The 23,808-nt window shown below is 39.8% G+C and carries 21 protein-coding genes and 1 tRNA gene; 15 read left to right on the top strand and 7 right to left on the bottom strand.

Features of this window, described 5'->3' with window-relative positions; genetic code table 11:
* The first annotated feature begins 13 nt into the window (after positions 1–13).
* From acnA to B2X72_RS09515, 3 genes are all read left to right on the top strand, one after another.
* Positions 14–2,782 carry an aconitate hydratase AcnA gene (gene acnA / locus B2X72_RS09525; protein WP_286735254.1) on the top strand — a complete coding sequence of 923 codons (2,769 nt, stop codon included), beginning with the start codon at positions 14–16 and terminating at the stop codon, positions 2,780–2,782.
* A 294-nt stretch (positions 2,783–3,076) separates the two neighbouring features.
* Positions 3,077–3,643 carry a pentapeptide repeat-containing protein gene (locus tag B2X72_RS09520; RefSeq protein ID WP_075992672.1) on the top strand — a complete coding sequence of 189 codons (567 nt, stop codon included), beginning with the start codon at positions 3,077–3,079 and terminating at the stop codon, positions 3,641–3,643.
* A 138-nt stretch (positions 3,644–3,781) separates the two neighbouring features.
* Positions 3,782–5,167: a WG repeat-containing protein gene (locus tag B2X72_RS09515; RefSeq protein WP_075992673.1), complete on the top strand. Its 1,386-nt coding sequence runs from the start codon at positions 3,782–3,784 to the stop codon at positions 5,165–5,167.
* Positions 5,168–5,250: 83 nt separating this feature from the next.
* Here the strand turns inward: B2X72_RS09515 and B2X72_RS09510 are convergent, their stop codons facing one another.
* Positions 5,251–6,120 carry a DUF808 domain-containing protein gene (locus B2X72_RS09510; protein ID WP_286735248.1) on the bottom strand — a complete coding sequence of 290 codons (870 nt, stop codon included), beginning with the start codon at positions 6,118–6,120 and terminating at the stop codon, positions 5,251–5,253.
* A gap of 133 nt (positions 6,121–6,253) precedes the next feature.
* Here B2X72_RS09510 and B2X72_RS09505 point away from each other — a divergent pair, with 133 nt between their 5' ends.
* The 4 genes from B2X72_RS09505 (at position 6,254) to B2X72_RS09490 (ending at position 9,615) form a co-directional block, all read left to right on the top strand.
* Positions 6,254–6,811 carry a DUF4256 domain-containing protein gene (locus B2X72_RS09505; RefSeq protein WP_075992674.1) on the top strand — a complete coding sequence of 186 codons (558 nt, stop codon included), beginning with the start codon at positions 6,254–6,256 and terminating at the stop codon, positions 6,809–6,811.
* Between the two features lie 35 nt (positions 6,812–6,846).
* Positions 6,847–7,704, top strand: a complete 858-nt coding sequence (locus B2X72_RS09500) for a DUF6265 family protein (protein WP_075992675.1) — start codon at positions 6,847–6,849, stop codon at positions 7,702–7,704.
* 61 nt (positions 7,705–7,765) lie between these two features.
* Complete coding sequence (locus tag B2X72_RS09495) at positions 7,766–8,224, top strand: GyrI-like domain-containing protein (RefSeq protein ID WP_088161612.1); 459 nt, start codon at positions 7,766–7,768, stop codon at positions 8,222–8,224.
* 95 nt (positions 8,225–8,319) lie between these two features.
* Entirely contained in the window at positions 8,320–9,615 is a 1,296-nt protein-coding gene (locus B2X72_RS09490) for a chloride channel protein (RefSeq protein ID WP_145326763.1), read from the top strand.
* 81 nt (positions 9,616–9,696) lie between these two features.
* On the opposite strand, the gene B2X72_RS09485 is transcribed toward B2X72_RS09490, so the two are convergent.
* The 3 genes from B2X72_RS09485 to B2X72_RS09475 all read right to left on the bottom strand — a co-directional run bounded on the left by B2X72_RS09485 (position 9,697) and on the right by B2X72_RS09475 (position 12,780).
* Entirely contained in the window at positions 9,697–11,118 is a 1,422-nt protein-coding gene (locus B2X72_RS09485; RefSeq protein ID WP_286849339.1) for an RtcB family protein, read from the bottom strand.
* 103 nt (positions 11,119–11,221) lie between these two features.
* Entirely contained in the window at positions 11,222–12,316 is a 1,095-nt protein-coding gene (locus B2X72_RS09480) for a slipin family protein (RefSeq protein WP_286849337.1), read from the bottom strand.
* Positions 12,317–12,718: 402 nt separating this feature from the next.
* Positions 12,719–12,780 (bottom strand) — tRNA-OTHER (locus tag B2X72_RS09475).
* A 547-nt stretch (positions 12,781–13,327) separates the two neighbouring features.
* Here B2X72_RS09475 and B2X72_RS09470 point away from each other — a divergent pair.
* Complete coding sequence (locus B2X72_RS09470) at positions 13,328–13,915, top strand: hypothetical protein (RefSeq protein WP_286849334.1); 588 nt, start codon at positions 13,328–13,330, stop codon at positions 13,913–13,915.
* Positions 13,916–13,996: 81 nt separating this feature from the next.
* On the opposite strand, the gene B2X72_RS09465 is transcribed toward B2X72_RS09470, so the two are convergent.
* Together B2X72_RS09465 and B2X72_RS09460 are read right to left on the bottom strand one after the other, a co-directional pair.
* A complete protein-coding gene (locus tag B2X72_RS09465; RefSeq protein ID WP_286849332.1) occupies positions 13,997–15,250 on the bottom strand; it encodes an amidohydrolase in 1,254 nt (417 codons plus the stop codon).
* A 77-nt stretch (positions 15,251–15,327) separates the two neighbouring features.
* Positions 15,328–16,179, bottom strand: a complete 852-nt coding sequence (locus B2X72_RS09460) for an AraC family transcriptional regulator (RefSeq protein WP_088161616.1) — start codon at positions 16,177–16,179, stop codon at positions 15,328–15,330.
* Positions 16,180–16,563: 384 nt separating this feature from the next.
* On the opposite strand from B2X72_RS09460, the gene B2X72_RS09455 reads away from it, so the two are divergent.
* Genes B2X72_RS09455 through B2X72_RS09445 form a run of 3 tightly spaced genes read left to right on the top strand, consistent with a single transcriptional unit; the run spans position 16,564 to position 18,727 of the window.
* Positions 16,564–17,178, top strand: a complete 615-nt coding sequence (locus B2X72_RS09455; protein WP_088161617.1) for a hypothetical protein — start codon at positions 16,564–16,566, stop codon at positions 17,176–17,178.
* A gap of 14 nt (positions 17,179–17,192) precedes the next feature.
* Positions 17,193–17,546: a hypothetical protein gene (locus B2X72_RS09450; RefSeq protein ID WP_286849330.1), complete on the top strand. Its 354-nt coding sequence runs from the start codon at positions 17,193–17,195 to the stop codon at positions 17,544–17,546.
* A complete protein-coding gene (locus B2X72_RS09445; protein WP_286849327.1) occupies positions 17,531–18,727 on the top strand; it encodes an oxygenase MpaB family protein in 1,197 nt (398 codons plus the stop codon). The genes B2X72_RS09450 and B2X72_RS09445 overlap by 16 nt, the downstream gene beginning before the upstream one ends.
* On the opposite strand, the gene recR is transcribed toward B2X72_RS09445, so the two are convergent.
* On the bottom strand, positions 18,724–19,338 hold the full coding sequence (gene recR, locus B2X72_RS09440; RefSeq protein WP_088161620.1) for a recombination mediator RecR: 615 nt from the start codon (positions 19,336–19,338) through the stop codon (positions 18,724–18,726). The genes B2X72_RS09445 and recR overlap by 4 nt on opposite strands.
* Before the next feature lie 115 nt (positions 19,339–19,453).
* Between recR and B2X72_RS09435 the strand changes: the two genes are divergently transcribed.
* From B2X72_RS09435 to B2X72_RS09420, 4 genes are all read left to right on the top strand, one after another.
* Entirely contained in the window at positions 19,454–20,158 is a 705-nt protein-coding gene (locus B2X72_RS09435) for a TIGR00730 family Rossman fold protein (RefSeq protein ID WP_167512255.1), read from the top strand.
* A gap of 212 nt (positions 20,159–20,370) precedes the next feature.
* Positions 20,371–20,928 carry an RNA polymerase sigma-70 factor gene (locus B2X72_RS09430; protein ID WP_286849325.1) on the top strand — a complete coding sequence of 186 codons (558 nt, stop codon included), beginning with the start codon at positions 20,371–20,373 and terminating at the stop codon, positions 20,926–20,928.
* Between the two features lie 67 nt (positions 20,929–20,995).
* The gene (locus B2X72_RS09425; protein ID WP_286849322.1) at positions 20,996–22,135 is read left to right on the top strand and encodes a FecR family protein; all 1,140 of its coding nucleotides are present in this window, start codon (positions 20,996–20,998) and stop codon (positions 22,133–22,135) included.
* A gap of 35 nt (positions 22,136–22,170) precedes the next feature.
* On the top strand, positions 22,171–23,808 hold a 1,638-nt coding region (locus B2X72_RS09420), incomplete at its 3' end, for a SusC/RagA family TonB-linked outer membrane protein (RefSeq protein ID WP_286849321.1).

Raw genomic sequence — 23,808 nt, 5'->3', positions numbered from 1 at the left:
TAAGTAAATGAATATGAGCAAAGAGAAATCAATACGAGAAATTGAAATTAACGGAAAAGTTTACCAGTATAGTGCTATTAAAGATCTTCCTGAAGGTAATATCACGCACCTGCCATTTAGCATCCGGATACTACTGGAAAATGTATTGCGTAACCATGATGGATTCAGTATCACGGACGAGCATGTCAATACCCTGATTCATTGGACTCCACAGCCTGTTGACAAAGATATACCCTTCAAACCGGCCAGAATTTTAATGCAGGATTTTACCGGAGTACCTGCTGTAGTCGATATGGCTTCCCTACGTGCCGAATTCATCCGTCATGGCAAGGATGGACAAAAAATAAATCCCGCTATCCCTGTGGATCTAGTCATAGATCATTCCGTTCAGGTCGACTACTTTGGCACAGACTACTCGTATGACAAGAATGTCGAGTTGGAATATGAACGCAACCGCGAGCGTTATGAACTCCTTAAATGGGCACAGAAAGGATTGAAAAATTTCACTGTTGTTCCTCCGGGTATGGGTATCTGCCATCAGGTCAATTTGGAATATCTTGCCAAAGGAGTAATTGAACGCGACAATTGGCTTTTTCCGGATACCTTAGTAGGGACGGATTCGCATACACCAATGGTGAATGGTATTGGTGTACTAGGTTGGGGAGTTGGTGGCATTGAGGCTGAAGCAGCCATGCTTGGACAACCCATCTTTTTCACCTGTCCTGAAGTTATCGGCCTTAAACTTATGGGCAAGATACCAGCGACATGCACCGCCACAGACATGGTCCTTTCGATAACAAAAATACTTCGCGATAAAGGTGTTGTGGGTAAATTTGTTGAAGTATTTGGCGATGGATTGGACAGCCTTTCGGTGACAGATCGTGCGACAATCTCCAATATGTCCCCAGAATTTGGCTGTACGGTTACCTATTTTCCGATTGATGACCGAACCCTTGAATACATGCATAGCACCAATAGAAGTGCAGAGCAGATTAAAATTGTTGAAGATTATTGTAAAAGCAACTTACTCTGGCGCACGGGCAAGGAAGAAATTCAATATTCGTCGGTTGTTGAATTCAATTTATCGAGCCTTGAACCAACTGTATCTGGCCCCAAAAGGCCTCAGGATAAAATTCTAGTGAAGGATTTAAAAACCACATTTTCACAACTCTTAGACAGCGAACACCATCGACAATATGTCCCTGTTTTACAGCGATCGGAATCTGCCTGGCTTGCTGACGGCGGCTCTGGCACAGAGTTTACCTTTGGTAAGGTACCTGTCGAACATGATTCACCGCATGAAGTTATTCAAGAGTCTATTCATGCCGTTCGCATCAAACACAATCATAAGGAGTATATTGTCAGCGATGGCAGTATTGCGATTGCAGCTATAACAAGCTGTACCAATACCTCGAACCCTACTGTCATGATCGGTGCAGGATTATTGGCCCGTAACGCCATCGAACGCGGACTTCGCACCAAATCCTGGGTAAAGACCTCTTTAGCCCCTGGCTCAAAAGTCGTTACACAATACCTTGAAAGATCAGGACTTAGTGCTGATCTTGATGCCCTGCGTTTTCACACTGTAGGTTACGGTTGTACCTCCTGTATTGGAAACTCCGGTCCTCTTCCACCACAGATAGCAGAAGCGGTAGAAAAAGGTGAACTGATTGTTGCCTCGGTATTATCTGGTAACCGAAATTTTGAGGCCCGTGTGCATCCACAGGTCAAAATGAACTTCTTAATGTCGCCAATGCTTGTTGTGGCCTATGCGCTGGTCGGAAGAGTGGATATTAATCTCTTGGAGGAACCATTGGATTACGACCCTAACGGTCAGCCCGTATATCTGAAAGATATTTGGCCAAGCCGCGAGGATATTATCGAAACCGTCAATGCCTGCGTCAAACAATCGGATTTCCAAGAAGTCTATGATGTCATCTTCGACGGGTCGACAGACTGGCAAGAACTTGAAGTGAATCTTGATCAAAATTACCAGTGGGACAACACGTCCACCTACATCAAAGAATCGCCATTTTTTGAAAATCTACAAGCCGTTCCTAATCCAATACAGGATATTCAGAATGCACGAGTATTACTTTATCTCGGTGATTCGGTGACAACAGATCATATCTCACCCGCAGGGTCATTCAAAGAAGAAACTGCAGCTGGACAATACCTCAGATCACATCAGGTAAGTAAAGAAGATTTCAATTCTTATGGATCTAGACGTGGGAACCACGAAGTCATGATGCGCGGAACATTTGCCAATGTGCGTATTAAAAACAAAATTACCGATCGTGAGGGTGGATTTAGCCGTTACTTCCCCACCAATGAGGTGAAGACGGTGTATGAAACCGCAATGGAATACCGCAAAAACAACACAGCGCTCATCGTACTGGCAGGAAAAGAGTATGGTTCGGGTTCCTCCAGAGATTGGGCAGCAAAGGGAACATTTCTCCTTGGCGTGCGTGCGGTTATTGCTGAAAGTTTCGAGCGTATCCACCGAAGTAATCTTGTCGGTATGGGCGTAGCACCGCTTGTATTTATCAATGACGAAAACGCAGAGAAATTAGGACTAGATGGGACAGAAGTCTATAGCATCTCAGGACTTGAGACCGATTTAACACCCCATAAACTTCTTTCGGTAAAGGCGGTACATGACAATGGAACAGTAACCAATTTTCAAGTGAAAGCAAGACTCGATTCAGCCATTGAAATAGAGTATTTTAAGAATGACGGTATTCTACAATATGTACTGCGTCAGTATTTAAAGAACAACTAACATTGTGCAAATAGAGAATCGGAATACCTAAAATAGTAAAGGGCACTGATCAGTGCCCTTTAACAACTATATAAAAACCTACCAGAGTTCTACAATACTTCAGTCTTACACCCAGCACCCCAAGAAGTATGTTTTATGGCTACGCCAAAAATAGCCATAAAAAATCCCACTTTTTATCCCTGAAATCAGGTATTTTGTTCGCAAGCGAAAATAGCGCCTTTGACTTTATTTTAAAGTAAAATCATTCGGCAGAATTCCTTATTTTCGCTAAAATCAATGCCAACACGATACAGAATGGAAGAACTTGTCGAAAAAACAATCTCTAAACAAACATTTACAGCTGAACTGAAGCAAGTTCAGGAATTCTACAAATGCACCTTTGAGCAATGTGATTTCCAGAACGCAGAACTCGTAGATCTCCTATTCACAAATTGTGAATTTAAATCATGTAATCTTTCCAATGTCAGTCTAAAGGGCACACAATTAGATCATGTTGTTTTTAATGACTGCAAAATGCTCGGCATACACTTTAATGAATGTAGTTCATTTTCCTTTCATGCCAATTTCAGCAACTCAGTTCTGGATTACTCCTCTTTTTTTGAAAGAAATATAAAGAAGTTCCAGTTTGAACAATGCTCTTTGCAACATGTGGATTTTGAACGGGCCAATCTTCAACAGGTGCTGTTTAAAAAAACGAATTTGCTAAATGCCCGCTTTGTACAATGCAATCTCGAGGGCTGCGATTTTCGGTCTTCGATCAATATCCAGCTAGATCCAGAGGTCAATCGTATGAAAAAAAGTAAATTTGGCCCGGAACAACTGCCTGGCCTACTACTTAAATATCAGCTGGTTATTGATTAAATATGGGGAAGACCGTTCAGCTAACTCCCCAAATCAATGTATTCATTTGAAACATGTTGATTTATCGTTAAATAACGGATTTCAGGGATAAAACTCCCCACTTTGAATCAGGATATTTGTCATTCAAAGTTTAAGAAGATGAAAAAAATATCCCTATCATTCGCAGCTATCTTAGCGGCCAGCACAATGTCGTTTGCACAGATCAATAAAGCATTCAAGATCAACTATGCTATTACGTATGCTGTCGATCCCAGTGAAGAAGCACAAGCAGCTCCAGTTTCTGTGTACGAAGCGTATGTTAACAATGATAAAATAAAAGTCATATCGGCTTCCGGAGACGGCGAAGAGTCAATCTTTCTCATTAAAAAAAATGAAGAGCAATCAATTATATTGTACCCAGGACTGGCAAAATACGTCGTTAAAGAAAATGCGCTCAGCCCACATGCAATCAAATTCGTCCCAAACCAGACGAAAATGATTGCCGGTTATCCCTGCAAACTAGCTCAGGTCGAAATTCCTATTTCAGAAGATAATGACGAAAACAGCACCTTATCGATCTGGTATAGCGATAAATTGCCAGCCACCTATTGGGAGGGATTTGATCTGTTTAAAAAAATCCCCGGGGCGGTGCTGCAGTTAACAACACCTCTTGGAATGGATATGATTGCCCAGAACATCGCCGATAGCCAACTGGACGATAAAGATTTTATCGTTCCTGAGGATTATGAGCAAGTAGCATCCATTTATGACGACGAGGAAGATTCGGAAGAAAGCAACCAGATTGCTGAAAACCTGTATTTATTTGAAGATGCTGCAACTAATCTCCTAGGGGTACAAGACGGTGAAGAAAAAACAATTGTACCAGCACAATATCTATACATCGCACCATTTGTTGGCGATATTAGTATAGTTCAATATAAAAATGAAAAATATGGTGCCATTAATCTGGCCGGTAAACCAATCATTCCCTTCCAATACGATTATTTAGGATACGATGATCACCTTGGACAACTGGTTTTTGGACTAAACGAAAAATATGGGGTCATGGATAAATCTGGCAAAATTTTAATTTCCGCAAATTATGATATGATATCGTTCATTAACGGTGGTTATGCCGTATTTCAGCAGAAAAATAAATATGGTATATTGAATCAGGCGGGCAAAATAATTGTCCCGGCGACCTATAGCTATATTTCTGAAAATAATTCAACGCATTTCATCAGTATTGAAAACGACACGTATAATCTTACCGAAATAAAAACCAATAAAATCGTTGCTCCCGACTACGATTTGATTTCAGTTACAGAAGAACCTAATCTTTTCCTTGCTAGTAAAGATGGAAAATATGGTTATTTAGATGGCCAGGGAAAAGTGGCCATACCGTTTATATACAGCGGGGCCACCTCTTTCAGTGATGGTGTAGCTTCTGTCTCATTAGCGGATTCGGACGATGTAATTTTGATTAATACAAAAGGTGAACGTGTAGAAATGGATGCCGCGGCAGAGGCAACAGACACAATTTAAGAACCAGAAACCAAAAAAGGCAGCAGATATACCTGCTGCCTTTTTTGTTATACGCTTGCCGATCATCAAAGATCAATAGGAGTTTATTTTTTCCTTTTAAACAGCTTTTTGCCGATCGTAAATAAAATCACCACGATAATACCTCCTCCTAGGCCAAATAACAGCTCTTTTATCATTCCTGGCAGAGTTGGTAGCGCATGGTGTAAGAAATCAATATAATGCGCAAATATTCCGCCTGAAACCAGAATTAAAGCAAATGTACCTACAACAGCCAATAATTTGATAACAAAGGGTAGCGCACGGACTAAAAACCGACCTAGGCTCGCAACAGGACCTTTTTCACGGGAGGTTTTAATTAATTTATAACCTGCATCGTCCATACGAACGATAAGTGCTACAATACCATAGACTCCGACTGTGGCTAGAAAAGCAACAACCGAAACCGTAATAATTTGTAAGGATAAGCTTTTTCCCAGAACCGTTCCCAAAGCAATAATGACGATTTCCACAGAAAGAATAAAATCTGTAGTAATAGCCGATTTTACCTTCGCTTTTTCAGCGGCAACTGAGTTTTCAGCAACGACAGTCTCCACTTTTGTTTCCTCCGTAGGATGTTTGCGATGGAACAGGTATTCAATAATCTTCTCAACACCCTCAAAAGCAAGATAGAAACCTCCCAAGATTAAAATATATTTGATGGCAATTGGAAAAAAGACATTCAGTAATAATGCTATTGGTACAATTATCAACTTATTGAGCAGTGAGCCCTTTGTAATTGCCCATAAAACCGGGAGCTCGCGTGAAGCTAAAAAGCCAGTCGCTTTCTCGGCATTAACCGCTAAATCGTCACCTAAGATTCCAGCAGTTTTTTTTGTTGCGATTTTACTCGCTACTGCCACATCATCCATCAACGCTGCAATATCATCTAGAATTGCAAATATTCCTGAAGCCATATTTATATAAAAATTGAACGTAAAAATATAAATTTAATTCAATTTTGAAATAAGGAATTTAATCCATTTGCAATATCAAGCTACATTACTTTTGAATTAAATACGTAATTTTAATACCACAAGGACAACCATTATGAAAAATTTGCTTACACAAGAGGAACAGTCAATGCTACTTGAAACGCTAAAAGAAAGGTTTCAGAAATTCCCCAAACGACACCCACAGATCAGCTGGGACGAAGTAGTGCATAAATTGCTTGAAAGCCCCCAAAAATTATGGAGTTTGTTCCAAATGGAAAAGAGCGGTGGCGAGCCCGACCTTGTTATTATTGATCCAAACAAAAAGCAGTATGCTTTTGTGGATTGTACAGAAGAAAGTCCCAAAGGAAGAAGAAGTCTCTGTTTTGACCAAAAAGCCTTAGATGACAGGAAGGAAAACAAGCCTATTGGAAGCGCTGTCGAAGAAGCTAAAAAAATGGGGACCGAGCTGCTTTCTGAACAACAATATCGCCAACTCCAAATGTTAGGTGAATTTGATTTAAAAACTTCCAGCTGGATACAAACTCCAGCGGGTATTCGTAAGCTTGGTGGCGCCTTATTTGGTGACAGACGTTACAACCAAGTTTTCACCTATCATAATGGCGCGATCTCCTATTATGCGGCACGGGGCTTTCGTACCATACTTTTTCTTTAAATAAAAGCACTTAAGTATCAAAATATAAAACCTATATGAAAACAATTTTAATCGCCACCCTACTCTTTTGCTTGGGAGCTGCTCAACCCCTTTTTTCACAAGTATCTTTTCCTTCTTTCTTGGAAGGGACGTGGAAGGTTGACAATAAAGAGGAATACGAACAATGGGATCGTATAAACGAACATGAATTAAAAGGCCTTTCCTATGCGTTGAAAAATGGCCAAAAGATAGTTAGCGAATACCTAAAATTGACCAAAATAAAGGATAAAATTATATATACAGCACTGGTCATCGGACAAAACAATGGGAAAGAAGTCAATTTTGAGCTAAATTACCAGGATAGTACCTATTCTTTTGTCAATGAGGTCCATGATTTCCCTAATTTCATTCGATATACACGCGTCGCTACAAACCGACTTCATATTGCAGTGGAAGGAAAATCGGGAAAAGTCAGATCTTTTTATGCGACTAAAATCGTACCGACAACGACCGTAGCGAACCCAAATTACGATCATGAACTCGCAAAAAAATTAGGGGCCGATGATTATGGAATGAAATCCTACATCTTTGTCCTCCTGAAAACTGGCGAGAATAAAACAACAGACAAACAATTTATTAATGAATGTTTCAAAGGTCACATGGAAAATATCAATCTTCTCGTAAAAAATGGGCAACTGATTGTTGCTGGCCCGTTTGGGAAAAATGACAATAACTTCCGGGGGCTTTTTATCTTAAATAACATGGCTTCTATTGATGCGGCAAAGCATATTTTAGAAAACGATCCAGCGATAAAGAATGGTCTCTTAGAAGCTTCATTTTACCCTTGGTATGGTTCAGCTGCTTTGGCAGAATACCTGTCCCAAGTAGATAAAATCTGGAAAAAACAACATTAGCTGTTTGTTCGTGACATACAGCTGTCATTTGCCGATCTAACTTTGGGGAAAACTAAAAGACATGAAAAATCAAACAATCCCTTCATTCAGTATAATTGGCCTCGCCATCCGTACGAGCAACCAAAATGGACAGGCAGCTAAGGACATTCCGGAACTTTGGGCCCGCTTTTTTAAAGAAGATGTATTAAGCCGTATTCCCAACAAGATATCCAACGAACTTTACTGTATCTATACCGAATATGAAAAGGATCATACCCTACCTTATACGACTTTCTTGGGCTGTAAAGTAAGCAATCTTGAAGAAGTACCCGAAGACTTGGATGGTATTCATATCGCTGAAAATCATTACCAACACTTTACCGCGGAAGGAAGTTTAGAAGATGGCATCGTTTATGAAACTTGGCAAAAGATATGGAGTTCGGATTTACCAAGAACATATGCTGCAGACTTCGAAATATATGGCGAAAAAGCTCAAAATCCACAAGACGCAAAAGTGGATATTTTCATCGGTATCCAGTAAGCCCTCTATCGTAACAAAAAGTATGTCTTAAGATATTAATCATTTATTTTAAACTAAATAACACTTACCTTTGTGCCGATTTAAAGAAAAACATTATGCAAGGCAATACGACATACAGAAAAAAAGTTGTTCGATATAGCTATTTAAAATTAATTGGAAGTTCAGCTCTCGTTAGTATCATTTGTTGCTTATTGGCATACAGTCTCAAGCACAGCACAGGTTATGTACAGGAAGAATTGTTTGAAAGAGTATTTTCCTGGAATCCTAAACTGTTTATTATTCTACCCAGCATCGGTATTACAGCTATCTATTTTTTACGGAAATACGCTTTTCAAAACAGAAAAAACAAAGGGATCAAAGAAATCTATACAACATTGGAAACAAGAAAAGACCATTTGCCTTTTTTTAAGATTCCTTCCCATTATATCAATGGTTTTCTAACTGTAATTTTTGGTGGTTCAACCGGTGTTGAAGTCTCCACAGTTGTTGCCACAGCTACAGTAGGCAACCAAGCGTATAGGAGATTGCATCCGGCTTGGGCCTACAAAACCGAGTTGATCTGCGCTGGCGTAATTGCTGGAGTCACACTGTTGTTTGGAAGCGCATTGGGTGGTTTTCTTTTTGCTTTTGAGGTAATTGCACGGAGATATAATAAGACTTTACTCATTAGTGGACTAACTTCAATGGCTGTGGCGTCCGTATTTGTTTATTACCTTGATGCAAGTCCTTTATTTACATTTGAGGTAAAAGCATGGCGATGGCAGGCGATCCCTTTTGTAGCCATTTTAGGACTGATTGGCGGGATCTTAGCGTTATATTTCACTAAAATTGTTATTTATGCAAAGTCCTATTTTGCAGGCATAAAAAGTAATTTTATCCGTGTCAATTTGGGCGCAATCACCGTTGGGACATTTATCTTTTTCTTGCCGGCATTGTATGGCGACAGCTATCATGGTCTTGGAGAAATTCTAAAAAGCAGTCTGCATGATTCTGTTAATTTACTGTACTTTCTTCCGCTGATCCTGCTTGTTCTCTTAAAACCTTTTGTAGCCTCTTTGACCTTAGGTGCAGGTGGTGATGGCGGCGTTTTTGCCCCAAGTATTGTTACAGGTGCATTGTTAGGCGTTTTGTTTGCACAGCTTTGTAATCATTACCTAGGCACACAATTGGTGGTTATAAATTTTGCTCTTTTTGGTGCTGCGGCAATGCTTTCGGCAGCAATACATGCCCCCTTTACAGCAATCTTTATTATCGCAAGTCTTGTTCCGGGGGGCTACTTGCTTCTGGCACCGCTACTTATTAGCAGTTTTATTGCGAAAGCGCTGGCAAAAAAACTATATCCTTATAATGTATACACCTATAAGGAAGTAGCGACAGCCAAACCATTTTAATCTCACTGATTGATCAACAAAACATGATCAAATCACAATAAAAAAGCGCCTCAAATACGTTTGAGGCGCTTTTTTCATGATTTAATCTTCCCTGCTCCCATCATCTGCCATACGGACTATCTTAGGCGAAAACTTTGCCACGACATCAACAAGATCTTTTTGTGAAGCCATTACGGTATGGATGTCTTTATAGGCCATCGGCGCTTCATCCATCCCTGCCCCAAGCAACATAATACCTTTATCTTTAAGCATCGAATGGAGATCATGGGAAGATAGCGTTTTAATCGCTTGCGTACGGCTCATTAGTCGACCTGCCCCATGAGATGCCGATTGTATCGCATTCGACTCCCCTTTTCCACGAACCAAAAATCCTGGTGTAGCCATGGAGCCTGGAATAATCCCCATAACCCCTTTTGCAGCTGGCGTAGCACCTTTTCGATGGACAATAACCTCTTGACCATTCCACGTTTCCTTCCATGCAAAATTGTGGTGATTTTCGACCTTCGCCAACAATTCGGCCCCTAAAGCCAACGTAATCTTTTCATGGATCACTTCATGGCAAGCTGATGCATAATCTCCGGCGAGATTCATCGCTAGCCAATATTCTTGCCCTTCATGAGTATCTAAGTCTAAATAGGCTAGATTTTCAGCTTGGTAAGGCAACTTACACAAGGATTTGGCTAATTTTGTATAATGTGCAGCAATGGTGGCGCCCATTCCTCTTGAACCTGAATGGGTCAGTAAGCCTAAATAGGCTCCGCTATCAATGTTCAAAACCTCATCTCTTTCTTCAAATTCGACTATACCGAACTCCACAAAATGATTCCCCCCACCTGAAGATCCCAATTGCGTCCAGGCTTTATCCTTCAATGCGGAAAGGAAGCTGTTCTCAGTGAACAATTCGTTATCCAATACAGCATGATCTACACGTTCATGTCTCAAATATCCATTGCCAGCACCAAACTTACTATTACGCAGAATAATGTCTTTCAAGGTCATTAAATTCTCTTCCAAAAATGAGGCTGGCAAATCAAAGATAGACAAAGCCATACGACAGCCAATATCGACACCGACCCCATAAGGAATCACCGCATTATTAGTCGCCAGTACTCCACCAATTGGCAACCCATATCCTTGATGCGCATCCGGCATCAGCGCTCCGGCAACTGAAACAGGCAATTTCATAGCGATATTCATCTGTACTTTTGCCCCTGTTTCGATTTCAGACGCGCCATAAATCGTATATTCCGCCGGAGTCTCGTTCAATGCAATTAACGACTTATCAACAGCCTCTTGTCCAAGTATGGCATGAGCCAAAATTCCGAAAACAGCATCTTCTGAATACCCGGTCGGATCTTCCAGGACAGACTTGAATTTTTCGAGCATTTCTAACCGCGTAAAACCGTGTCTTTTACTATTGATCTTTAATGCCACGCCCAAGGAATGATTCTCTTTATATCCTAATGCAATTAAATCATTGCCATTTATTCTTTTATTTTCCATTTTTTTACGTTCTTTTTTGATGGAGCAGCCATACAACTTCTCCAAAGCAGGTAACAACATCTCTTTACGTTGCTACCTGCACCTCTTTCAACTTATTAATCTTTTATTTCACAAACAATTGCTTGAGTTGGTCAACAATCTGTCCATTTCCGGAAACCGAAATCGTATTGATCTTTTCAGCAATCTTTTCCACATATTCCATTTCCTTCAATTTAAACAACATACTGTTTTCTTCCATCAGCTTCGCGGTATTCAACAAACTCCGTGTTGAAGCAGTCTCTTCACGACGCATGATGCTATTCGCCTGCGCCCTCTTCTCTGCAATCAACACCTGGTTCATGATGTCCCGCACATCTCCTGGTAAAATAACATCTTTAATGCCACAGGTCAACAGTGTTATACCCAAGCCCGCGGCTTGTGGCAATGTATTTTCTAAGACATAGCCTTGTATTTCGGTCTTTCGCTCCATCAACTCGTCCAAAGTCATCTGGCCAATATAGGACCGTAAGGTCAACTGCATCAACGAATACAATTGCTTTTCATATTCTTTATTATCCAATAGCGCTTTGACAATATCCACAATCTGATATTGCAGCGTGAAATTGATTCTGATCTGTGCCTTATCTTTGGACAAGATCTCCTGTCCCGCCACCTCCAACGTCAAGACTCTCATATCAGCTTTTGAAATCGCTATGGTTTTTGCATTCTTCCACCAACAATACGTTCCCGACTTCAAAATATCTACAAACACACCGTCCACAAAAAGCAATGCTTTCTCATTTGGTTCAATTTTATATTGACGTACATAATAGCCTAAGCTCTGCTTCTCCAGCAATTGACGATTAACAGATGTAGGGATCTCAATCTCCGTAATGTCTTCTAATTGAAATCTGCGTTCGCGCAATTCCTTCCAAAAAAGATGTCTGCCAGACGCTAACGTCTTTTCAAAATTACCATTCAAAAAAACAAGACAGATCTCCGTATCACCCACTTCAACGATATCGACCAATTCGCGAAAACCTGTCAACTGCAACAGTACATCGACATTGCGACCGGAAGGAAATGGATGAGTAGTCGTGTACTTCTCCAGTTTTTCACCAAATCCCAACCAGTAGTTACCGGATTTCAAAACACGGATCACCGCATTGTTCTTAACAACCAATCCGATTTCGTCTGTAGTTAGTTGTACTCTTTTCATTGTATATTCTTTTAAATTTTCCTCATTTCTATTATAAAAACTGCTATTTTTTATCCCTTGACCTCAAGCGGGATTCGAAAGTCCAGATACCCTTTTTAAAATCAAAAGTCGATGAACAAATACCCCATCTTATTGTCATGACATTTTATTATAAATGCAGATACCTCACTTAGGAATCTCAGGCCATCAATCAATTGCTCAATCGCATGAAAACAGCGTATAAGCAGGATAAAAGATAGCAAGCTTCTACCAAACGACCTTTTTGAAGAAAGTCTTAACTTTGAATGTCCGAATGGACAGTTCGATGCAATACCCTTATGCTATTCCATCCGAAAATGGAAGTGGGATTCGAACCCACACGATTGTGTTGTTATTCTAACCAGACTGAACTATCCTGATTGCTCAGGAGTAGGAATCGAACCTACGACCCACAACTAACTGCTTTGCTCTACCCTTGAGCTACCTTTTTTACAGGAGAGGATTCGAACCTCTAACACGAGCACTTTCCTTTCAACTTCTCGTTTTATCAGTATATTGAAGCTCATAGAGAACAATACTAACCTGCTATACTGAAACAGGTGACCAGGATGCCATCTGAAGAAGAAAGGCTCTTTTATACTTCATAATAAAGTATATATCTTAAAGCTTTTCGCTATAATTTCCATCAAAGAACGTTTGTCATTGTTGACATTACAAATATCGTTGGTTTACTACGCAGGGAATTTGCGTAACAATAAAAAGAAATAAGAAAAACCCATGAAAAACTCTATAGTACTGATATACAGATGATAAAAATAAATAATTGGTGTAAAAAAAGATTTAGAAGTCCTGAAATACGCAAATTCATTGCGTCTTAAATCGACATGGTAGACTTACGGCCCTCTGCATTGTTTCAAAAAGAATGGAAAATTAGATTTTTTGATGAATATTCTGTTGAATATAGTGGTAATCCGTGATCATGTTATCCAATTTATATCCTAATTTTATTCCAATATTAAGACGATATCAAAAATGAAAAGTTTATATGCAACAATAGGGCTGTTTTGCATGTTAGCAAGCTGTACAAATTCAGCGCAAGACCATAAAAGCGCTACTGCAAATCATCCTGCAAAGCAAATACCAATCAAAGACAGCACAAGGACAGCGGAGCAAGACACGGCAGTGGGTCAGCATCAGCAAGCAGAAGCTTGGTTGAAAGGAATTTTTCAATGTACAGGTTCCGCATCTGGGAAATATTGTTACTATCTGGATAAAGAGGACGCATTATGTACCAAGCGATTCCAAGCCTTTTTAAAAGATGCGAATGAAATTTACGGGCCCTCCAACCTCACAGATGAAGAACTACCCAAAGCTGAGGCAGCTTACAAGGCCAAATGGGGAAAAATCTACCCCTTATATACAGCGGAAACCTGGTTATTTGGAAGAGGTAATGACGACGCATTGGATATCAAGGATGTCAAAATCGACAGAGTAACTGAAAGCAAATTTATCGTATTTATTGATTACGGTAATGACATCCGAACAAAAAATGAAGTTCAATTGGTCAATGAGCAAGGTTCTTATAAAATAGATTATTGCAAGACGACTTTCCTACACTAAACGTTACCCCCAGCATTGAAAATGCCAATTTTCTAGACGATAAATTGGCATTTTCAATTTATGATTATTTGCTACTTTCAATTAAGCTTGGGAACTATTGTTCCATTTGACCACATTTCCCTGATGGATAAGCCCATAGACAGTTGAGATGCGAGAAACTGCTTCTGCAGAACAACTCGCATCGACAAAAAGGAGGCTAGCATCATCTCCAACTTTCGGCCATACGGAATTCCCTTGATCATCAAGCGGAATTTTGCCATTGGTCGCATAACGAAGGCAACGGGATAACTCGAATTCAGTTTCATAACCATATAATTCCGCAGCCAGATTGGCTTTTTGAAGCATATTACCGCTACCGAAAGTACCCCAATGGTCCTGAACATTGTCGTTTCCTGCAAAAACTTCCACTCCCGCTTTTTTCAATTCCCGAAATGGCATCAACATATTGCGAAAAGGAACCGAACTGCAGATACCAACTTTCGCTTCTGCCAATCGTTCGGCCGTATGTGCTAAGTCCTTTTTCGGCATGTAACCTAAGGCGAAAGCATGACTGATAAATGTACGTCCCTGCAATACCGGATTTTCCAATGCTTTATCAATCAAATAATGTATGGTCTTAACACCTGATTCCCCTCCCTCATGCAAGTGGATATCGATTCCCTTGTTATTATCCAATGCAAGTTGAACGGTCAAGTCCATCGGTTTCTCAATACTGCCGTCAATACTAAAGGGATCCAAACCACCAATAAAATCCACCTGCCCCCATTTAGCTACCTCCTCCATTAGTTTCGCCGATTCTGTATAGAATAGACCGTGCTGGGGGAATGCGACCAGTTCTGCAGCAAATGAATATTTTAAATGTTCCAGCGCCTGTAACAAATGCTCCAATGACTTTGTTCCCGATGTTGGGTCTACATTAAAATGCGTACGTGCAAAATTTGTTCCGTAGCCCTGTAAAAGCGCGATTAACTTTTCGGCCCGTTCGACAGAGGTTTTCAACAACTCGGGGATAATCACCTGTTCCTTGGCAATCATATCTTTTACAGTTCTATTTTTTGGAAATACCGCCTTCCAGGGCAGGCCGTATAATGTTTTATCCAAATGAATATGCATGTCACGGAATGGTGGCAATGCCAATTTACCTTTCACATCAAAAGCTTTTCCATTGGCTAGAGATTGCGCTCGCTCAATATTTTTTATTTTATTTGCCTCAATTTGAATATCAAATAATGCCGTTTTCGTAGCAACAATTTCGTCCTTCTCATAAAGAAAGCCTGTTTCTAGCAATACATTCTTCAACAAATATGTCTCTTGATTCTGATTGATTTCATTCATGCCTATATCATTTTTCACCAAAGCTAAGTGATTTGAGCCAATGATCTTTGTACGAATTATCACAGCTTATGTAGATATTATGGCTGTGCTTTAAACTGACTTGGCGTCATATTCGTATGGCTTTTAAAAAACTTACTGAAGCTTGCATTGTCGTAAAACCCTAAATCAAAAACAATCGCTTTGATCGTTTTATCCGAAATTCTAAGCAATCGCTTTGCTTCCAGTAACACACGTTCCTGAATCAAAAATGAAGCTGATTTCTGTAAAACCCGATTACTTAACACATTCAGATAATTTGCCGAAATATTTAGCTTCTCGGCATAAAAAGCGACTGATTTTTCACTTTTATACCATTCATCGATAAGCTGCACAAATTTTGCCATAATTGGATTAGCCTGATATTGTTCATAATCATCATAATTATCCTGAACGATCTTGCTGATCAGAAGCGTAATTACTTTGACCCGTGCGTAAATCAATTCCCATAGGATCTCGCCATCCTGTAAATCATCTGCAATTGCCTTGAATTCTGTTAATAAGGACTGGAAATTGGCTGTTGAAAGATCAATGACCAAATGCTTAAGGTAATAGGAAATAGGAAATCGCAACGCAGGTAATAAGCTTTCGAACCAACGCCTACTGATCATGAGCTGCAGTGCATAGGTAGGATCGGCCATCTGCCACTGATGCACCTGTCCCGGAAAAACCAGATGTAACTGATTTGCGCCTAGTACAAAACGGTCAAAATCTATTGTATGTGTGCCTACAGACTCCTGAAACAATAAAAGGATAAAAAAATCGTGTTTGTGCGGTTCACTAATTTCTCTAGGGCCAATGAGCTCATGAAAAAGCAAATCGCGGTCAGCGATAATCCCTTCCTGAAATTTCTGCAGGTCTAATATTGGAAAATGGTCGTTGGGTTGATACATAAACAGTATTCCAAAGATAGTATCTAAATATTAAAAACAAAAACTAGTGAGAGCTGGTAACAATGCTACAAATTACGACTAACTTATGACCAACTTCGTCCTGTAAGCACAGTGAGTCCACAGTGAGTCCACGTTGAGTCCACCTTTTTTAAGTGTATTTACTATGGATGCATCGTACAGACATACTGCTTACAGTCCGAAGTTGGTTACTCCTAGTCCATTATTTGTTCAAACGAAACTCTTATTGTTTGGACTCCCTGTATAAAAGAAAATTGTTACGATTATAACTATTGTTTAATATAAAAAAATGTTACTTTAACGCGGCTGCTAGGGTGTCAAGCGATATTGAATGCCGACGCCCCAAATCTAATTTAAAATCGAGAAATGCAAATCGAAATCGGTCGTATATTTTATGAAATAGTTCCCTGGAATAAAGATTATATCCAAATTTCGGGTAGTTCATCACCCTATCGTGTACATGCTCCGGCACATTGCGATGTTGCTTTCCTTAAAGAGTACATCAAGTTAAACCCGCCAGAAAGTAAATCGGAAGGTATATCCTATTCCTATCTAGAAAATCCCTACTACCTTTTTGGAAAACCTTATTTGGTCAAAATCTATCCTTCCACAACGCTAGCAACCGTTGAACTGACAGCTACAAGCATATGTGTATATCAAAAGAAGAGCACGAATACATTGAAATTACTGCACAAATGGAGTCAGGAATTACTCTATCATGAAATAATCAAGCAGATTGCTTATTGGGAAGAACAGTTGGATATATATGATGTAGCTACAGTAACCATCCATAAATTATCCAAAAACGATTTTAGAATCGTTGAAGGTGGATTTCATTTTTCAAATCGACTCATTGATTTCGAAAAAGAACACATCAATCTAATTATTCTAAAGGCTTTCTGTAAATTTGCTCATAAGACGCAAAAAGAAACAGAGGCAATTTTCAGTTTATATATTCCAAACTGGAGAGATCTTTATTAGTACAGCATAATAAGATGACAGAAATTAACATCAGAATCCAACTAAAAAAAGACGATTTAATCATACCATTCAGCAATCAAGATCTTATACCATTCATCGACAAACATCAGCAAGAAATCAATGATTACGTTATCGAGCAATTGGAAGATAAAGATGGCGCACCGCATTTAAGTGACTTTAGCATAAGTGGATTGACTTTTTATACAAATAGTACCGAAGGTTCTTTTAGACTTCATTTTAAAATTGATCGTCAATTTTGTTGTAGTGATCTCTCATCGTGTCAAATGGATTATATAGACTTTAAGTTTAATAAATCAAATGATAGTATCGCACTAACTGGAAGTTATACCGTTTGGACAATTCAATAGAAGATATGCGAGTACCCGAACGTTATCAAGTTAATACAAGTTCATTTTCTTTTTATTGGTCAAAGGGTCTTGGTGTCGAATTGCTTCGCAAATTGCCGACGAAACTTTCCATCGCTGCTGCCGATCAATTTACTCCTTTACTCTATCAATTTGACAATAGCTGCGACCAACTTGTCGAGCAGCTACACCTAAAAATTGGTTTCCATAAAGGTCAACAACTGCTTAAAGATGCACTTGCAGGCAAGCCTATTGATGCAGCATACGAACATGTATTGCTGAATTTTTTAAATACATTAGATCTCAGCCCTTCTTGGTTAGATTGGGATAAAATAGAACAAGGCATTGGGCTCAGTCAACGCTCTGGTTTATCAGGACTTATTGTGTTACGGGATTATGTCCTCATGGGAGGCTATGAATCCAGTGCGATCAATAAACCCTTAATCTTTACGGGAGCACTAAAAAAAGGTGCCGTAAAACGGCTCACCGAAACGGTAACCTTTTGGGTTGATATCACAGGCAATGATGCGCTGAAAAAGGGAAATATTGGCATAGAGGCCATTCTACTCATCCGATGTATCCATTCGTATGCGCGATTAAATATCCTAAAGCACGGTCAGTGGCAAACAGAAAAATGGGGCATTCCATTAAATACATGGGATATGCTTGCAACCAATCTCGGATTTTCTCTTGTTTACCTAACAGGACTAAAACGCATGAAATTCAATGTATTGAAAAATGAGGTTGAAGGTTTATTCCATGTCTGGAAATTTATCGGAACATTGCTGGGTATTCCAATGCAACTTCTCCCCGACACAGAGGAGCAAGCCATTGAAGCTTTGTATTATTGGACCATGACACAACAATCAGGAGATCAGGATAGTTTAGCTTTAGCAAAAGCGCTAATGGAAGAGCCCATTAAAGCGGCCTACCCCACAAACAAATGGGGACGAAAGCTCATGCGCGAAATTCATCTCTACTACAATCATTATCTATTGGGAGACTATTCCTGTTCACTATTGGGTTTAAAGAAGACGGTACTCGGTAAAATGGCTTATGTGAATATCTTAAAAAATAAAAAAGCAAATCGTATGGTTACCGACAGCTTATGGCGACAACAACAAATTGACAAAGGAAGAAAAGTACACGAAGGCGTGAAACAAATCTATCTGAAATACAATTAACCAACGTTGCGCTCGTAAGGCACCCGTGTCGCAATGGATCGTCCCAGGGTCAGCTCATCGACATATTCCAGCTCGCCACCAAAGGCTATACCGCGGGCAATCGTTGTAATTTTAACATCAAACTCACGCAATTTACGGTATAAATAAAAAATGGTGGTATCCCCTTCCATTGTTGCTGAAAGTGCCAAAATAACTTCTTCTACTTCACCTCTCTGGATTCGATTAATTAACCCTTCGATTTTTAGATCAGCGGGGCCAATACCGTCCATTGGCGAAATTAACCCTCCCAATACATGATATACCCCTTGATAGGAATTTGTATTTTCGATGGCCATCACGTCTCGCGTGTCTTCTACAACACAGATCAAACTTTTATCGCGTTTGAATGAGGCGCATATCTCACATATACTGTGGTCAGAAATATTGAAACATTCTTGGCAATATTGAATATCTTCTTTCAAGCGATCGATAGAGGCCGTAAAACGCGCTACATCTGCATCGGATTGCTTCAACAGATGCAAAACCAGTCTTAATGCCGTCTTTTGTCCCACGCCAGGTAATTTTCCAAATTCGGCAACTGCGTTCTCGAGAAGTTTAGAAGAAAAATTCATAATGCAAATGTAAGAATAATCAGAAAAAGTAGCTAGTATTAAAAAAATAGCTATATTGTATTCCTTTTTGAAAAATTAGGTTTTAGAAATTAAATGTATAACGTTATATATGGACATTACAAAAGAAGATAAAATTATCCGCGCATTTGAAAACAAAACATGGCAGGAAATTAAAGTAAAGGACTCATGGCAGATTTTTAAAGTGATGTCAGAGTTTGTGGATGGGTTTGAGAAATTGGCAAAAATTGGCCCCTGTGTTTCAATATTTGGATCAGCACGTACCCCACGCGAACACAAATATTATCAAATGGCGGTAGATATTGCTAGCTTATTGACGGAACGCGGTTATGGTATTATCTCCGGTGGTGGACCGGGTATTATGGAGGCAGCCAATAAGGGCGCCTACGAATCTGGAGGGAAGTCTGTTGGTCTAAACATTGAATTGCCATTCGAGCAATTTCACAACAAATATATTGACCGCGACAAATTGCTTGAATTTAAGTACTTTTTCGTCAGAAAGGTCATGTTTATGAAGTATTCTCAAGGATATATTGTTATGCCTGGAGGTTTCGGAACCATGGACGAACTTTTTGAAGCAATCACACTGATTCAAACCGGTAAAATTGCGCGTTTTCCAATCGTATTGGTCGGCTCTGAATATTGGAAAGGATTAATGGACTGGGTTCAAAATACAATGATTTCAAACAAATATATCAGTGAAGAGGATTTAAAACTGTTTCGAATTGTGGATACAGCCGAGGAAGCAGCTGATCATATTTTCCGGTTCTACGATAAATACTTGTTGAAACCAAACTTCTAAGAAGTACTTCTTCAAAAAAGGAGTATCTGTTGATTCAGATACTCCTTTTTTTTGTCTATTCGAAGCTGCTTTCCTTTGTAAAATATGCGTTTAGCTGCTTAAAGCCAGCTTTTATTTATTAAAGTTGCATTATTCATAATTTAGTCCCTACATTTATAGCGCAATTAGCATTTCACGTCGTATAACCATAGAAAAACAAATTATTGTCTTGCATGAAAGATTTTGGAGGCCATTCAGATGAAGAGTTGATCGTGTTGATTCAACAAGACGATAGCTTAGCTTTCGAAGCTTTGTATGATCGCTATTGGAAAAAGCTTTATTACCAGGCTGCCCGCAAAACAAATTCACTGGAAGATGCGCAGGAAATTGTACAAAATATCTTTACTTCACTTTGGTTGAGACGCCATCAACTCCAAATTGAAAGCAATCTCGCCTCCTATCTCGCCGTGGCCGTTAAATACAAAGTATTTAAATATCTGGCACAACAATACAAGCAGGAAGCTTTTAAGCATGATACGGAATGGGTGGATTTTGATAACTCGACGGAAAATTGGCTTCAGTTTGAAGAGCTTCGTGTTCGGCTAGATCACCTTGTTTCGGAATTGCCTGAAAAATGCCAGCTTGTTTTCAAATTATCCCGCGAAGAGGGGCTCTCCTATAAACAGATCGCTGAAAGTATGAACATCTCTGTGAAAACTGTCGAAACCCAATTAAGCCGTGCCTTAAAAAAAATACGCGCTGGTATTCAGCGCTTTCTGATTACTTTGTAATTTTTTTTCTCTTCTTGTCAGGGTATCAACCCAATTTAGGGACTCTATATATAAATAACCCCTAAATATGGTTGATCATAATCAATTCCGGATAAAGCAATTGGCTTATAAATGGCTTCAAGGCACATGTACCCCTGAAGAAGAAGCCGAACTGCAACAATGGTATGAAACAAGTAATGGCGAACCTCTCCCTATCCCCGAGGAGCTCGCAACAGATGAACAACAACTCAAAGAGCTGTTATTCTTACATATCAAGCAGGAAATCCAAGCGTCAAAAATCAAGCGAATTCCACAATGGATGAAATTGGGTGGAATAGCTGCTGCTTTGGCACTGTTATTTATATTGCCCCTTTACCTTGTTAAAAGAACAACCGAAGATAGCCCGCAGGTAGCCGCGAAGACGCAACAGCAAGTTCATCCGGGCATTAAAGCAGCCGTATTAACTTTAGCCGACGGAACTAAAATTGACCTTTCTGCCCACCAAAAAAGCGTTCTCCATCAGGATGAACAGGTGAAAGTCGTTACAACTGCTGCCGGAACCGTGCAATATCAATTTACAGCCAGTAAGAATACCGCTGCTAGCCGTACCAATACCATTGAAACGCCGATTGGAACAGAATATACGATAATTTTGGCCGATGGCAGTAAGGTATGGCTAAACGCTGGCTCCGTGCTGACATTTCCTGAATCTTTTGCGTCGAATAGCCGTGAAGTAAAATTATCTGGTGAAGCCTATTTTGAAGTCAGCCACGATAGTAAGCGACCATTCTATGTGCGATCCAATGAACAAACCATCCGCGTATTCGGAACACATTTTAATGTAAGCTCCTATCCAAATGAAAACAATAAAACCACACTTATAGCGGGCTCTGTACAAGTCTCGCAATTCGGCAAGTCAAAAATGCTGAAACCTGGTCAAGCAGCATTTACCTCAGGTGGGAATCTTATCGTAGCAGAAGCCAATATCGAAGAGGCAATGGCCTGGAAAAATGGCTTTTTCTATTTTGAATCGACACCAATAAAAGATGCACTCGCCGCCATAAAACGCTGGTATAATGTAGATATTGTCTATAAAGGAACAAATGAAAAGCGTGAACTGACAGGAAAAATAAAACGTAATTCAACGGCCCAGCAACTGGTTGAGACCCTCAACTTCCTGGATATAAAATGTCGATTGCAAAGCAATAAAATTGAAGTTGAACTCTAAATTATTTAATATAAAACAAACTTACCCAACTAATTATGTATAAACTTAAAACCATCCAAGGGGCTGGTAAAAAGGCAAAACTATTTGCTGCTTTACTTGCTATCCAATGCGTTTCCCATGCAAATAATTTGGCGATGGCGAATGTAAACCAAACTAAAATCAAGTTACAAGACAAGGAATACACTTTGGCAAAGTTTGCTAAAGAGATCGAGCGTCAGAGTTCTTATGTGTTTCTGTACGATAACTCACAGATTAATGATAACCAAAAAATCCGAATAAACCATAAAGATGGTTCTATTGTTGAAATTCTGGATGACAACCTAAAAGAGCTATCGTATTCTTATAAAATTGTCAACAACACCATCGTCCTAAAAAGGAAAACAGATGACATGCCCTTAAAAAACACGATTAATGTACAACAGCTTGTCAAAGGACGCGTTTCCGATAGCGATGGTAAAGCATTAACAGGGGTCACAATCCGCAATACAACAACAGGTAAACAAACGGAAACAGACAGTAAAGGTGAATTCTCGATTGAAGCGACCCCTACACATCAACTCAGCTTTAGTTCGATAGGTTATGAGACTATCAGTAGTACGGTAGGTTCCAATAGCTTCCTCAACGTGCAGATGAAAACTGCCAACAATCAATTGGAGCAGATCGTTGTGGTCGGTTTTGGAACACAGAAGAAAAAAGACATCACGGGAGCCATTGCAACCATGAGTACAAAAGATATTGAAGATCGCCCTGTGACCCAATTGGCGAGTGCCATGGAAGGCAAAATGGCGGGGGTAGAAATTGTAAAATCCTCCGGACAACCGCAAGCTGGCTTCTCCATTCGAGTTCGCGGAACTTCAACAATTACTGCAGGTAGCAATCCATTATACATTGTAGATGGTGTTCCTACCGAAAATATATCGGAGCTCAATCCATCAGATATTCAAAGCATTTCGGTCTTAAAAGATGCTGCTTCTGCCGCTGTCTATGGATCTTCAGGAGCCAATGGTGTAGTGTTGATTACGACCAAAAGAGGAACAAACGGTAAGACACAGGTAAATTTCGAAACCTATCAAGGATTTTCAGCCATCAGAAAAAAGCCTAGCGTTCTAAATGCGGCACAGTATAGAGAATTAATGACTGAGATGGGAGAAGCCTTGGATTGGTCGAAATATACCGCTGATACGAACTGGCCAGATCAGTTATTCCGCACCGGCCATAGCCAAAAATACCAGGCTTCAGTACGCGGTGGAGATGAAAAGACAGGGTTTTACATCTCTGGATCTTATCAAAAAGATAATGGTACAGTCATCACAAATACAGTAAACAAGGTCAATTTCAAGGTCAATTTAGATCATCAGATCAATAAAATCTTTAAAGTCGGGACAAGCTTATCTTACAACCGTTGGTACGATGTGGACATTAACGAGAACTCCCGAAATGGAGTCATCATGAATGCTTATCTGGGCTCTCCGGTCATCGGCATATACGGTGATAAGGGGGCTTTCACAGTAGATCCATTCTATACGGATCTCGACAACCCCGTTGCATTGGCAACAGGCAACGAGCACAGCTATATCAACAACAGATTTACAGGAAATGCCTTTGTGGAAGCCAATATCCTACCTGGAGTAAAATTCAAATCGCTGTTTGGGTATGAGAAATTTAACAACCAG

Origin of the sequence: Sphingobacterium sp. UBA7253, from assembly GCF_002472745.1 — a bacterium.
Taxonomy (GTDB): domain Bacteria; phylum Bacteroidota; class Bacteroidia; order Sphingobacteriales; family Sphingobacteriaceae; genus Sphingobacterium; species Sphingobacterium siyangense.
Note: the sequence above shows the minus strand (reverse complement) of the source record. Positions and strands in the feature narration are given on the sequence as shown.